General features: G+C 44.9%; 14 protein-coding genes. 7 read left to right on the top strand and 7 right to left on the bottom strand.

Annotated features, from left to right (window positions below; genetic code table 11):
• Positions 1 to 300: 300 nt before the first annotated feature.
• Together O8C68_07055 and O8C68_07050 are read left to right on the top strand one after the other, a co-directional pair.
• Positions 301 to 927, top strand: coding sequence for a hypothetical protein (locus tag O8C68_07055; protein MCZ7395560.1), 627 nt, complete (start codon positions 301 to 303; stop codon positions 925 to 927).
• 267 nt (positions 928 to 1,194) lie between these two features.
• Positions 1,195 to 1,638, top strand: coding sequence for a cupredoxin family copper-binding protein (locus tag O8C68_07050; protein ID MCZ7395559.1), 444 nt, complete (start codon positions 1,195 to 1,197; stop codon positions 1,636 to 1,638).
• Positions 1,639 to 1,748: 110 nt separating this feature from the next.
• Here O8C68_07050 and cooS read toward each other — a convergent pair whose 3' ends face one another.
• The 3 genes from cooS to aroD form a co-directional block, all read right to left on the bottom strand.
• Entirely contained in the window at positions 1,749 to 3,626 is a 1,878-nt protein-coding gene (gene cooS / locus O8C68_07045) for an anaerobic carbon-monoxide dehydrogenase catalytic subunit (protein MCZ7395558.1), read from the bottom strand.
• A 294-nt stretch (positions 3,627 to 3,920) separates the two neighbouring features.
• Positions 3,921 to 5,438, bottom strand: a complete 1,518-nt coding sequence (locus tag O8C68_07040) for an AMP phosphorylase (GenBank protein ID MCZ7395557.1) — start codon at positions 5,436 to 5,438, stop codon at positions 3,921 to 3,923.
• A gap of 92 nt (positions 5,439 to 5,530) precedes the next feature.
• Positions 5,531 to 6,205: a type I 3-dehydroquinate dehydratase gene (gene aroD / locus O8C68_07035; protein MCZ7395556.1), complete on the bottom strand. Its 675-nt coding sequence runs from the start codon at positions 6,203 to 6,205 to the stop codon at positions 5,531 to 5,533.
• 93 nt (positions 6,206 to 6,298) lie between these two features.
• On the opposite strand from aroD, the gene O8C68_07030 reads away from it, so the two are divergent.
• The 4 genes from O8C68_07030 (at position 6,299) to O8C68_07015 (ending at position 8,466) form a co-directional block, all read left to right on the top strand.
• Positions 6,299 to 6,586, top strand: coding sequence for a hypothetical protein (locus O8C68_07030; protein ID MCZ7395555.1), 288 nt, complete (start codon positions 6,299 to 6,301; stop codon positions 6,584 to 6,586).
• 50 nt (positions 6,587 to 6,636) lie between these two features.
• Complete coding sequence (locus O8C68_07025; GenBank protein ID MCZ7395554.1) at positions 6,637 to 7,338, top strand: PspA/IM30 family protein; 702 nt, start codon at positions 6,637 to 6,639, stop codon at positions 7,336 to 7,338.
• Complete coding sequence (locus tag O8C68_07020; GenBank protein ID MCZ7395553.1) at positions 7,335 to 7,478, top strand: hypothetical protein; 144 nt, start codon at positions 7,335 to 7,337, stop codon at positions 7,476 to 7,478. The genes O8C68_07025 and O8C68_07020 overlap by 4 nt, the downstream gene beginning before the upstream one ends.
• A gap of 94 nt (positions 7,479 to 7,572) precedes the next feature.
• Positions 7,573 to 8,466, top strand: a complete 894-nt coding sequence (locus O8C68_07015) for an NAD(P)H-binding protein (GenBank protein MCZ7395552.1) — start codon at positions 7,573 to 7,575, stop codon at positions 8,464 to 8,466.
• 7 nt (positions 8,467 to 8,473) lie between these two features.
• Here the strand turns inward: O8C68_07015 and O8C68_07010 are convergent, their stop codons facing one another.
• A complete protein-coding gene (locus O8C68_07010; protein MCZ7395551.1) occupies positions 8,474 to 9,226 on the bottom strand; it encodes a heparan-alpha-glucosaminide N-acetyltransferase in 753 nt (250 codons plus the stop codon).
• 69 nt (positions 9,227 to 9,295) lie between these two features.
• On the opposite strand from O8C68_07010, the gene O8C68_07005 reads away from it, so the two are divergent.
• Positions 9,296 to 10,180: a hypothetical protein gene (locus tag O8C68_07005; GenBank protein MCZ7395550.1), complete on the top strand. Its 885-nt coding sequence runs from the start codon at positions 9,296 to 9,298 to the stop codon at positions 10,178 to 10,180.
• A 22-nt stretch (positions 10,181 to 10,202) separates the two neighbouring features.
• On the opposite strand, the gene O8C68_07000 is transcribed toward O8C68_07005, so the two are convergent.
• The 3 genes from O8C68_07000 to O8C68_06990 are packed head-to-tail and all read right to left on the bottom strand — an operon-like array spanning position 10,203 to position 11,852.
• The gene (locus O8C68_07000) at positions 10,203 to 11,000 is read right to left on the bottom strand and encodes a UbiA family prenyltransferase (GenBank protein ID MCZ7395549.1); all 798 of its coding nucleotides are present in this window, start codon (positions 10,998 to 11,000) and stop codon (positions 10,203 to 10,205) included.
• 43 nt (positions 11,001 to 11,043) lie between these two features.
• Entirely contained in the window at positions 11,044 to 11,193 is a 150-nt protein-coding gene (locus tag O8C68_06995; protein MCZ7395548.1) for a 50S ribosomal protein L40e, read from the bottom strand.
• A gap of 59 nt (positions 11,194 to 11,252) precedes the next feature.
• Complete coding sequence (locus O8C68_06990; protein MCZ7395547.1) at positions 11,253 to 11,852, bottom strand: TIGR00296 family protein; 600 nt, start codon at positions 11,850 to 11,852, stop codon at positions 11,253 to 11,255.
• Positions 11,853 to 12,189 lie beyond the last annotated feature (337 nt).

The raw sequence follows: 12,189 nt of genomic DNA, 5'->3' as shown, positions 1-12,189 counted from the left end.
TGCCCTTTGTAATTCTTCCATTTATATAACATCCTTAAATTTTTAATGATACTGTAATCCGCACGACTTATGTGTTTACGGCCACTGCGTATTTATTCCAAAAGCTATTCCGAGGGCACACCCTCCATAGTATCCTGCCTTCTTTTCCATTTTTCCACCATTTCCTGAATATATAAAATCAGTACCATATTTGTAAAGCCATGCACGTCTATAATAACCTTACCCACACAGCATGCGCATCTCATGCGTACGGAAAGCCTTATCTGCGCATCCCGCTTAAAACCCACATAAGGGATAGGTGTGAGAAAACATCGCCTGAGCACCACAATATCAGGAAAGCACTGGGAGCTCCTGAAAAAGCATGCGAACATGTTCGAGACCCAGCAGAAAGCGCTCGAGCGTGCCATAGAACTGTTGGAGAACAGGCAAGGCACGGCGCTATCTCCAGAAGCGAAGTTCTGGGTTCACATCGGTACTGAAGTCGGGATATGCGCTGTATCCAGGGATACCCTCAGGGCATTGCTTGAGAACTCTGACATCGAGCGTGTCTTTCAAATGACTCGCGGAGAGGTGATTTATGGCCTTGAGGATCAATGCAATAAGCCTCTGAAAAAAATCAATCTGAAAGAAATCCTGGAGGCAATCGTCTTTGCAGGCATGGCTTCGAACTGGTTTGATCTGGTAGGCTACAGGGATAAGGGCGAATATTACTGCCTCAAGTTTGCCCATTCACTTTCATTAAATGGTTCGAAACTAAACAAAGCATGGATTGAGGAACTTTTCAAGGCATACGGTGCAAGAACCGAGAGCCACGTCTCTGAGCACAGCGTTTTTGTGAAGGTTTATAAGGCACCAGCGCCACAAACGCAAAAACGCCAAGATAATAAGAAATCGCCACATACCCCTCAAGATTCGACAGACTATTGAGCGCCGGATTCGCCTTCTCAATCAACTTCAGCACACCCAGCCCATAATAATTCGCAATGCCATAAATCAGAATAAGAATCCATAGGTCAGGTGCCCTCCTGAATACTTCAATCACTCTCGCTGAATATGACTGCGCCGCAAGCTGCACCGCAACAAGACTCAGCGTTACCACAAGCGCCACGATGGCAGCAAAACTATTGGAAAAAAAGCGTCATCCCAAAATGATATATATCATTGTATCTATAATTCCAGTATGGGAGGTTTAAAATGAAAAAAACATTGATTATTGGACTATTAGCAATGGTGCTCCTCATAAGCGGCTGCACTTCTGCACCAACAACAACACCGCAGCCAACACAGACGCAACCGGCTCCGACAACCACGGCACAGCCGACAGAGACGCAAGGCGTGGGGGTCGGCGTGAATGTTTCTGTGGGAACTACAATACAGCCGACGTCAGTAGCGGTAACCGTAGAGATTAAAGGTTTCGCATTTAATCCGCCAACCGTAACAATCTCTACAGGAACAACCGTCACCTGGACCAACAGCGACCCCGCTCCGCATACTGTAACATCTGTATCGGGTGAATTTGATTCAGGCAATATTAATCAGGGAGGTACTTTTAGCTACACATTTAATCAAGCCGGAACATTTGAATACAGTTGTACAATCCATCCCACCATAGTACACGGAAAAGTAATCGTGACGTAAATTATTTTGCACCTACTAAATCGCTTTTGCGAGTATGAGCGATTAGTAGGTGAGATTTTTTAAATACTGCGGCAATTAATCTTCATTCAGGTTATTTGGCTTTCAACACTTCATACCGGCAGTCCAAGGGCTTTTCTCTTTTTGTTGATATGCGCCTCGATGCCATCTGCCCCTTCAACCATATCGGTCTGAACAGCAAGTTTTCCTCCGGTCAGCCCTTCAATATCCTCTGTGAGGAGTTTCACAAGCCGAGGCGCTCCACCCACTGGAGGCATGGGCGCCACATGGGTATACAGACCAAAAGCCAGGGCAAAGATGGCGTCTATGGTTGCTTTCTGCTCCATGTACTCCGGGGCTGTAACTGCAACTGGAAGCTGTGACGGGTCAACTCCGAGAGCGTCCGCAACAGCAGTGACAAGGAGCGTGATTCTTCCCGTGTCAGTGCATGTGCCAAAGCTCAGCACAGGCGGGATTTTGAGAAGCTCGCATACCGCCTTAAGACCTGGGCCCGCTTCCTGCTTAGCCTCAAGAGTGGTAAGACCTCCTACCTGTAGGGCTGCATTGCCGCATCCTGCGCTTATGACAAGAATGTCGCGCTTGATAAGTTCACGTGCCATTTTCAATGTATTGATATCCTGTCCGCCATCGCGCAGCGTTGTGCAGCTCACAAGAGCCACCACACCTTTAATAGTTCCTTTCTTGATGACATCGAGCAGGGGGTCAAGAGTGCCGCCAAGAGCGCCGAGGCATGCTTCTGTAGAGAATCCGATAACAGCGTTTTGTTTCCTTTTGGACTTGTTTGTGATTTTTCCTTTTCGCTTCTTGAAGTTCTCTATTGCAATATCTATAAGCCGCTGTGCCTGGGATGCCACCTCCTCAGGCTTATACACTATCTGGTCTTTCATTCCCGGAACGTTAACAAGTTTTGAGACTGAGACAAGGGTAGTGTTATATTTATCCTGGTACGCTCCCATTCCCGGGGGTGAACAGTTCATATCCATGGCAAAAACATCGATGCCGCCTGTTGCAAGCGCAGGTTCGATGGAGAGCCAGTTCCCGATCATGCCCACGAATACATTGTCTGTCTCAAATCTCTGGACAAGCTCCTGCCCGGTCTCGATCGAACCAATGATACGAAGCCCCCTGCCTCCTGCATTCTTTGCTTTTTCCTGGTTTTTTGGCTCATGAGCTGCCTTGATGAGGGCCGCGCCGATGAAGGGCTCATGACCGTTCACTGCTATATTCACATAGGCAGGATCTATTATTCCAATGTCCACCGCAACCTCATGAGGTTTTGGCGTTCCGAAAAGTACGTCCTGTACCATTTCAAGCGGAATCTGGGAACCGTAGATGCATGCAATACCCAGACGCAAAGCCTTCTTTGCAAGTGAAACATAATCACCATCGACATTGGTCTGTGTGCTTGAAACCGCATCCATAATTTCATGAAGAGGTCCTCCTGGCATGATGCCGAGTTTTCGCCACAGTTCTATCCTTGATTTCGGAGCAAAGAGGAGAACATTTGGAAGCTCTTCATCCGAATCTGCATTGATACCTGCCATAATGGCATCAGCCACTGCAGGAGCGAGAATACTGATGCTCTGCCCTGTTTTTATTCCCATCTTCTCTGCAAGACTTCGGAGTTTTGCCTCATCCTTTATCTGGAAAGGCGTTTTCCCCATGGCTGTAGCGCTGAGGGTTTTTGCTACCTCCTTGGCATGGAAGGTGTATGTAGACGTTCCCATGGTATTCAGGAATAGCATGTTTCTCATCGCCATGCCGTCTGCATCGATGCCGCATGCGCCGCGGTCTGCCCCGGCTTTTATCCTGCACGGACCGTTGCTGCATAGCTGACAGCTTATACCCAGGTCGCAGAACGTGCAGCGGTTTCCCTGAGCATCAAATCGATCAAAAGTATTGGTCATGCCGTCTTTATTCAATACACCGTACATTTCTACTACTGACTTATGTGCACTAATTGTTTCCATAAAATATCACTCCGTTTCTAATTGTTTTTATCTACTTTACTATAAGGCTTTCCACAAGTGATTTATCCCCCGAGACGTTCCCATTTCCATTCTCTTTTCATTTACGATTTTCTTTAACAAATCCATTTACTTTACCTCCGATCTGGGTATGATTCAAGTAACCTCCAATTATGTATAAATGTATTTACTATATGTTATAAGTAAAAACTAAATTACAACTATAATTAATCGGAAAAGCTATTTTTATGCTGGTTTTTGTCAGAGTAATTTTCTTGTGAGGCAGGAATCTATAATCTAAAAAACCTTGAACGTCTGAACTCTCTCAAGAAGCATGCCTTCCACGATTATCGGATAATCCTTTTCCGCGCTTTTTAAAGCATTGGTAAGCTTCCAGCTCTTATCAGCAAAAATTGTAATCAGGGGCTCGCCTTTCTTAACTATTTCACCTTTTTTCTTATGAATCCAGACCCCTGCCCCTGTATCGTTTGGCGCGCCAGCCATCCTTGCAATCTCGACTATGCGCTTATTATCGAATTCAATGACGTACCCGTCCGCAGGGGATGCAAGTTCTGCACTATGCTCCCCGGGTTTAATATCGGTATGCACTACTTTCGGATTTCCGCCCTGTGCTTCAATCATCTCCTTCAGTTTCGCAAGCGCTTTGCCAGAACGCAGCGTCTCCATTGCAAGCTCCTTGCCGTGACCTTTAGCAGCAGCCCCTCCCATCTCAAGCAAAATTCCGGCAAGACCCGTACTCTTTTCAATAAGGCTGTTTGGTCCCTGCATTGTTTCCAGTACCTTCAACGCCTCCCTCACCTCGATTGCCGGTCCAACAGTTCTTCCCACAGGCGATGCGCCGTAGGTCATGGCGCATTCCACATTCATCCCGAGCCGCTCCCCCAGTTCGATTAAGTCTCTTGCGAGTTTTTTCCCGTCATCCATGGTAGGAACCTTGGTCCCGCTGCCTATGGGTATGTCTATAACAACACAGTCAGCCCCGACAGCGCCCTTTTTTGCCATTATGGATGCCAGAAGCTGGTTGTGGGGGTCTATGGAGAGAGGATATTCGATATGTATCAGCTTATCATCGGCTGGGGCGATATTTGTAGCACCTCCCCATGCTATTATGCCGCCGACTTTCTCTGTAATTGACTTTATTTCTTCAGCCGAGAATTCTACGGGCGCAAGTACTTCCATCAGGTCTGCCGTACCTGCAGCGCCCGTGATCGCCCTTGAACTTGTCTTGGGTATGAGAAGACCGTTTGCAGCAATTATAGGAACCACAAGCAGCGATATTTTATTGCCGGGGACGCCTCCTATGCTGTGCTTATCCATAATCGGATGCGTGTCGAATTCGATTTTTTCGCCGCTGTCGATCATTGCTCTTGTCAGCCATTCTATCTCATCACTGCTCATCCCATGGATGTATGAGGTGGTAACGAAGGCCGACATCTCGATTTCTGTGAGGTTATCCTTTACAATATCCTGGACTATCTGGTAGATTTCCTCCTGTGTGAGCTTCTGTTTGTCCATAAATTTTTTAATAAAACCAACTGAACTCGGTCTTAAAGTCGGGATGATATCTATCGTAAGGGGACATACTTTTCCAAGCTTTTCACAGCATTCCTGGTATACTCCCACTGTACCTTTTTGAATCATATCGCCAATCTCAACGATTGCAGTCAAGTAGCTGTGGTCTTTTAACTGGACACGGTCTCCCCCCTGTACGCCGAGCTCCTTGGCATCCTGTGGATTAAGGACTACTTTATACTTGCCTGCTTTGATTTGAAGTGGTTGGACTTTAAGTTCCATTTTATCGTACCCTCTTTATTATACATTCAATTATAAAGGTTTTTACAATATTTAGCACTATGGATTTTTCATGAGAATGAGTGAAGGATATGTCAGAGTAGTTTCAGCACGTATTTTAATTCATCTACCTTAAACTGTCCCTGCCCTGTGGGAGCATCCACATATCCGTAGGTCATGACAGAACCATAAATCGGCGCAATAATGCGTGAATGCCTGCCGATGTTGCCCATAGCGATGGTGCATACTTTTCCCTTCGACTGCAGGGTAACCTCAAGCAGACGGAGAACGTCCTCGAACGAGTGCGGCATTACGGCAAGTTTGGCTATGTCTCCCCCTGCTTCAAAAGATTCGCGAATAACGCCAAGCATAACATCAATCCCGGGTGTTCTCTGGAAATCGTGTGTGGATATGATAACAGTCTTACCATTGCTTCTGGCTTTTTCTACAACAGCGTCTCTTTCTTGGGCGCATAACTCAATGTCAACAGCATCTGCGCCCGGCAGTAAAGATAATAATTTTTGAATGCGCTTGTCTTCGCTTCCCTCCCATGCACCTCCTTCCTGCTTCATCCGGTTAGTAATAATTACCGGCAAGCTGAGCTTCTTTAGCGCTTGAAGGATTTTAAGTGCGTCCGCATCCAGGAGGTCTATTCTAAGCTCCAGCATATCTGCCCCTAACTGTTTTGCCCTGATTGCAGATTCGATGGGATTTTTTCCTATGGATGCAACTATTGATTTATTAAGTTCCAGGCTTCCTATGCGCACCATATGCTAATAAACGTCATTATTTTATCATAAGGGTTATGAAGGAAATATATAAAATCAAAATATTTATATCATTTGAAGCAGGTTAAACAACGAATGAATGGTTTGACCGGGAAAATTAGGAGGGCAGCGACAAGTTTAATACTGCCAGTGGATGGGAAAAGAGCAGGGGAGTGCAAAAATTGTGGCTCTTGCTGCATGTTCCTGTATAAATGTCCGTTCCTCAGGTTTGAAAATTATAATTCTCGCAAGGCAATATGCACTATCCACGGCATCAGACCTCCTATGTGCAGGAAATACCCCAGGACAAAAAGCGAACAGGGGCACCAGCCATGCGGCTACTATTTTATTGATCAAGTTCCAGAGCCTGAAAGAGCACTGTAAAGAACAAACTATTTAGCGGTAGAAGGAAATTGGAATGATGAGGTAAGAATATGGGGCTTATAGAAAGAACAAGTACAATCATCAAATCAAAAATAAACAAGATCTTAGGGAAATTCGAAGACCCGAGAGAGACTCTGGATTATTCTTATGAGAAGCAGATTGAACTTTTGCAGAATGTCAAGCGCGGAGTGGCAGAGGTTACCACATCGAAGAAACGCCTCGAGCTTCAGAAAGTAAAGCTTGAGCAGAATGTTCAGAAACTGGACGAGCAATCAAGGGAAGCCGTAAAGGCAGGCAGGGAGGACCTTGCACGGATTGCGCTTGAGAGAAAGAGCACGTCTCAGACTGAAATCGCAAGCCTTACCCAGCAGATTGCAGATGTTGCCAATCAGCAGGGAAAACTCATAGAAACAGAAAAGCGCCTCTCAACCAAGATAGAAGCCTTCCGCACGACAAAGGAAACAATAAAAGCACAGTACAGCGCGGCTGAGGCGCAGGTCAAGGTCACGGAAGCCGTGAGCGGCATCGGGGAAGAGATGAGCGATATCGGCATGGCAGTCCAGCGGGCGCAGGATAAGACCGAGACCATGAAGGCGCGGGCTGAGGCGCTGGATGAGCTTGTGGAGGCAGGGACGCTAGAGGATGTTACAGGCGGTACGAAGGACGATATCGACCGGGAGCTTTCGAAGATAAAGTCAAAAGGCGATGTGGATGCGCAGCTTGAAGCGCTGAAGAAGGAGATGGGAAAATGATCGTTCGATTGATGGGCGAAGGGCAGTTCGAGATCGATAAAAAGCACATGGATGAGATAAATAAAATAGATAATAATATTGTGAAGATAGTTAATAAAGGGGACAAGAATAATTGTACCGCCTGCCGATATTTCGCTTGAGGAGGCGAGGAAGATATTCAAGGGGGAGGGACTGGTGCCGGATTAATGTTTTCCTCCTGATAAGTTAAATACAATTCGCCGCAAGAAATAGATTATGATTCTCCTCACCGGCGCCACAGGCTTCATAGGCGAACGAGTACTGCGGGCATTATCGGAAAAGAAGGTTCAGGTCAGATGTCTTGTCAGGAAACCCGTGCGCTCAGAAAAACCCAACATCTCTTATGTAATTAGCGACGTGCTTGACTATGATTCACTTGTCAAAGCCACAGAAGGGGTGGACACTGTATATTACTTCATTCACATGATGGGTACGCAGAAGGCACAGAAAAGGTTCGATATACTCGATCGGCTTGCAATTACCAACATGGTAAAAGCGTGTAAAATCAATGACGTCAAGAGGATTATTCACCTCACAGGCATAAGACCCCGGCAGGAGAAGCTCTCGACTCACCTTGAGAGCAGGAAGGAAGTGGAGGAGATGATCAAGAACAGCGGCATCGATTACACGATTTTCAGGGCTTCTGTCATAATCGGCAGGGGCGGCGCCGCTTTTGAGATTCTTGACACTGCTGTCAGAAAATTCCCGATAATCCCGGTTTTTAACTGGCAAAATACAAGGGTGCAGCCCATCTATATCGGCGATGTGATACGATATCTTGTTGAATGCATGGACAAAAAAGAGACTTTAAACAAATGCTATGACATAGGCTGCTCACAGGTTTTTACATATAGAGAACTTATGCAGCAGTATGCAAAGGAGCTGGGACTAAAAAGGGTTTTTTTGTCGATTCCAGGTTCATGGAACTGGCTCTCCTCGGTCATGCTGGGAAAACTCGCACCTGTGAATCCAAACGTGATTTACTGGCTTATAGAATCGCTGCACAATAACATGGTTTGCGAACCGAATGACCTTAAAACGATATTCTGGTTTGAACCTCTTTCATTTAAAGAAAGTATCAGGAAAATCGCGGAAACGAGCAACAGGTAGTGTTATTTCAAAATATTTTAAATCCCAGTACAATCAAAAGGAAGATAAGCACAGGCTGGTGGATTAAATAAATAGTCAGAGAGTTTTTACCCAAAAACATAAATGCGGCGGCAAATCTGCTTTCGAATTTTAGATCAGTTGTTCTCCTGACAAAATATTTTCCCGAATATATGCCGAGCATAAGAACCCCAAGCCAGGGTATTAAAGGGAAATAATCGAAGGTGGAGAAGTTTTTAGGCATAAATCCCAACCAGAATAGATAGGAGAAATCGAATTGTGTTATCTGCAGGTAAAAGCCGGATAAAATAATCAGTAAACCACCTATCAGGTTTAGCTTATTATATCTGATGAAAAATGGTACGAGGAAAGAGCTGACAGAAAAGAAATGCAGTATACCGAAAAATATTGTCCCCTCTGGTACAAATATGTAAGTAAACAGGGTTATAAACGCTGCAAAAATTAGAAGTTTTCCTCCTCTTTTTAAATATTTTTTGCTGAAATTTTCTTTATTTTTTTCAAAGCTGATATGGGCTGCAACCCCGGATATGAAAATAAAAATCAAGGCTATGGCTCTGGGAAAGACAAACAAGTAAAGAAAATTAGAGGGCATGTTGATCAGTCTAAAATAACTCAAAGTAACAGAATAGTTAAACAGGATCATAAGCACAATATCAACACCTCTAATGAGATCAACCGTCTGAATCCTTCTCTGCTCCAAAAGGCGTTGATGTTCCTTGAGTCGTGAATCAAATATGGTCATGAATAATAACTAACCTCAAGCTGGGAGGAGATATTTATAATATACTTCAGCTATTATAGGAAGAACAGTATGATTACCCTGCCGCAGGACGAAGAGATTCGCACAGCATTTAGAAATTGCTGCGAAAAATTAGCAATCGACGGCTCCAGAAAGAATATGGAAGGACTGGTCATCTACGATATGACCGATGGGACAAGAACCTCTACAAATCTTGAAGGGTCGGATGCATATTTCGATGGCGGGCTTTTTGTTATGAGATTTATTCATTTCCTGAAGGTGCTGGGTGCGAAAAACAGCTATATCAATGTCATCCACGAGGGACACAAGGAAAGAGTAAATTATAAGGATATATATGAAGGCATGCGCAGGCATGTGGAAATGTACAGGGAATATTCCAAAAAGAATAACGTAAGGTTAAGATTTGTAGGTAAATATGATACCCGCATCGATCCGAAGGATACCAATTACGATTTGAGAAAAGATCTGTTAAACCTCGAAGGTGCAACCGTAATAGACCCCGGGCACACTGTGCATTTCATGATCAACTTCTCTACCAGATGGGCAGCAGAAGAGGGGAAAGAATTTTTTAAAACCCTTCCTGAGGCAAATGTGATTCTCAGGCATGCCAAGGGCTATGTGAACGGCGATATGTGGCTTTTTGGAAAACTGGATAGCAATAGCTTTGTGTATGCCCAGAATGGTTCATCCAACATCAACTGGAGCGACAGGCAGATAATTATGCTTATTGCGGTATGTCTCCGGAGCATGGTGCTGAATAAAGGAACCCATATGTCCAAGAAATACGAAGGGGACGAAAAAGACACCGTGAGGCAAAAAAGAGAAATCGAGCTTTCGTTCATCCATAAATCCTTTTACGATAAGTCAACAGAAACAAAATTTCAAAAAAGAGCTGTTATTTTTAGCTCCTACGGACCTGAAATTTACGAGTTTTGATTCAGAGGCTCGAAGTTTGCATCTATCCCCTGGAAACACTTCCTACTATAAAAGCTACTATAGCAATTAGCATTGCAAATTTAAGCATCCTCCGTGCCAGCTTTGCATCTTTGAAAATTAAAGGCAATGAACCGATAAATAGCATATCGGCGAGCAAAACAACCACTAAATATTCCCACCCGAATTGATGAAGAGGATAGTAAGGCAGCGGGCTTATTAAAACCGCAAGAATGATAAGCACTGCAGCTACAATACCTGCGTTCCTTACTCCTATTTTCATGGGCAGGGTAATCCTGTCTTTATCCCCTTTAATATCCTCGATATCCTTTATTATCTCACGCCCCACAATGGATAAAAATACTGCAATCGCTATTATTCCCGTAATCAAGGTTCTACCCACAATAACCCCGCCAAATATGAATGCAAGTGCGGTCTGGGTACCTATTATCATGTTTCCTACGATTTTTTCATGCTTGAATTTTTTCTCATAGGCAATCTGGGATGCAAGTGCAATAACAACTATAACAACTACCAGCAGTGATTTCACGATGAAACTTAAGAAAAGAGCGAGCAGCAGGGAAATGGCGAAAAAGACCATTGAAAAAAAGAGAGCCTGCCCGGGTTTTAGTTTCCCGGACGGGATGGGTCTGTCGGGATGGTTTATTTTATCATTCTCCCGATCCAGATAATCGTTTATCGCATTTCCAGCGATGCCAAATAAAAATGCAACGGTAAAGCCAAGAAAAATGGGCAGGGCGTATTCTTTTACATCGCTGCCAGCCCCTATTAATGCCGCTGCAAATACAGCCAGCCCGATCATTAAGGAAGTCAGGGGTCTGCTTAAGGAAATATATGGGTGAATATTACGTTCCCTTCAATTCCTTTGATTTCATTCTAAGACCGGTATATCCGCATTTTCTGCATCGGGTTGCGCGTACTGAATTCCGTGCATTGCATTTCATGCATATTTTCATGTGCAGAAGTACCTTCTCCGCTTCTGGAAATCTTGCCATAATTCACCTCACTGGGTCTCCTTACTACAATGTTATCAGATTTAACACTTTGCTATCCGCTATTCGCTGTACATGAGCTCCTTTTCTTTTACCTCGCCTCCAGGTTCGATTTCCTGGAATATCTGGCCTTCAAAGGAATATACCTCGGCGCCGTTGAGCCATGCATCAGGCATGAGCCCTGCCTTCATGCAGGTCTGGCACAGGAATTCCGTGCTGTCAAAGCCATGCTCCACCGCCACCTGCGGCAGCAGGAGACCCGAACTCCTGCCCGTCGCAACTATCAGCCCGTCCCTCCCGATTACTATCTTGCCTGGAAGGTCTCTGGGTTTTGAATTAATGCGCCTCGGGATGGTAAGCACTGTAACCTCGATGGTCAGCCCTTCTATTTCTTCAGGTTTTACAGGGGAAAAGCGCGGGTCGTCCCGTGCGGCATTGATTGCTGATACTATTATCGCTTCACCGAGTGGCAGAATGGGATATGGTCTGCCTATGCATCCCCGGAGTTCCTTTCTCGTATTTAACGTAACAAAAACGCCGCGTTTTTCGCTAAAAACTTCGGGGAGGTTATCCGGCTTGATTTTTATTCCGTTGTTGAGGCATTCTTCAATGGCTCCGCGGGCAAGGTGGACTGCTAATTCTCCTTCTGGTTTTGTGAGCATGATTATGGATTATTATACGATAATGAGTATAACCTTTTTGGTTCAACAACAACAATTATATGAAAAATAACGCATTATAACTTTTCCTGAGCCTCTACTTACGAAGAACTCAACCACGTAAAAAAAGTTATTTTATCGCCGAGCCCGTCTTGAAACAACAAGATACGCAGCTGCAAATCCGATAGCGAACGCTTTGCTAAAGCTACCACCTGGGAGTATTGCCCTCGTAGCATTGAATAGCGAAAACATCTATGCGATTTTGAACCGACTTGGAATTCCGGTGGCGGAATCTGGCAAGTCTTGTGCTCTAGGAAACATGTGCGTGCCGTGCCTTGAC

This window comes from Candidatus Methanoperedens sp. (assembly GCA_027460525.1).
Lineage (GTDB): Archaea > Halobacteriota > Methanosarcinia > Methanosarcinales > Methanoperedenaceae > Methanoperedens.
Note: the sequence above shows the minus strand (reverse complement) of the source record. Positions and strands in the feature narration are given on the sequence as shown.

Excerpts from the sequence above, each read along its gene's own strand:
- O8C68_07050 (MCZ7395559.1), top strand. The coding sequence starts at position 1,195 with ATGAAAAAAACATTGATTATTGGACTATTAGCAATGGTGCTCCTCATA.
- cooS (MCZ7395558.1), bottom strand. The coding sequence starts at position 3,626 with ATGGAAACAATTAGTGCACATAAGTCAGTAGTAGAAATGTACGGTGTA.
- O8C68_07040 (MCZ7395557.1), bottom strand. The coding sequence starts at position 5,438 with ATGGAACTTAAAGTCCAACCACTTCAAATCAAAGCAGGCAAGTATAAA.
- aroD (MCZ7395556.1), bottom strand. The coding sequence starts at position 6,205 with ATGGTGCGCATAGGAAGCCTGGAACTTAATAAATCAATAGTTGCATCC.
- O8C68_07030 (MCZ7395555.1), top strand. The coding sequence starts at position 6,299 with ATGAATGGTTTGACCGGGAAAATTAGGAGGGCAGCGACAAGTTTAATA.
- O8C68_07025 (MCZ7395554.1), top strand. The coding sequence starts at position 6,637 with ATGGGGCTTATAGAAAGAACAAGTACAATCATCAAATCAAAAATAAAC.
- O8C68_07020 (MCZ7395553.1), top strand. The coding sequence starts at position 7,335 with ATGATCGTTCGATTGATGGGCGAAGGGCAGTTCGAGATCGATAAAAAG.
- O8C68_07015 (MCZ7395552.1), top strand. The coding sequence starts at position 7,573 with ATGATTCTCCTCACCGGCGCCACAGGCTTCATAGGCGAACGAGTACTG.
- O8C68_07010 (MCZ7395551.1), bottom strand. The coding sequence starts at position 9,226 with ATGACCATATTTGATTCACGACTCAAGGAACATCAACGCCTTTTGGAG.
- O8C68_07005 (MCZ7395550.1), top strand. The coding sequence starts at position 9,296 with ATGATTACCCTGCCGCAGGACGAAGAGATTCGCACAGCATTTAGAAAT.
- O8C68_07000 (MCZ7395549.1), bottom strand. The coding sequence starts at position 11,000 with ATGATCGGGCTGGCTGTATTTGCAGCGGCATTAATAGGGGCTGGCAGC.
- O8C68_06995 (MCZ7395548.1), bottom strand. The coding sequence starts at position 11,193 with ATGGCAAGATTTCCAGAAGCGGAGAAGGTACTTCTGCACATGAAAATA.
- O8C68_06990 (MCZ7395547.1), bottom strand. The coding sequence starts at position 11,852 with ATGCTCACAAAACCAGAAGGAGAATTAGCAGTCCACCTTGCCCGCGGA.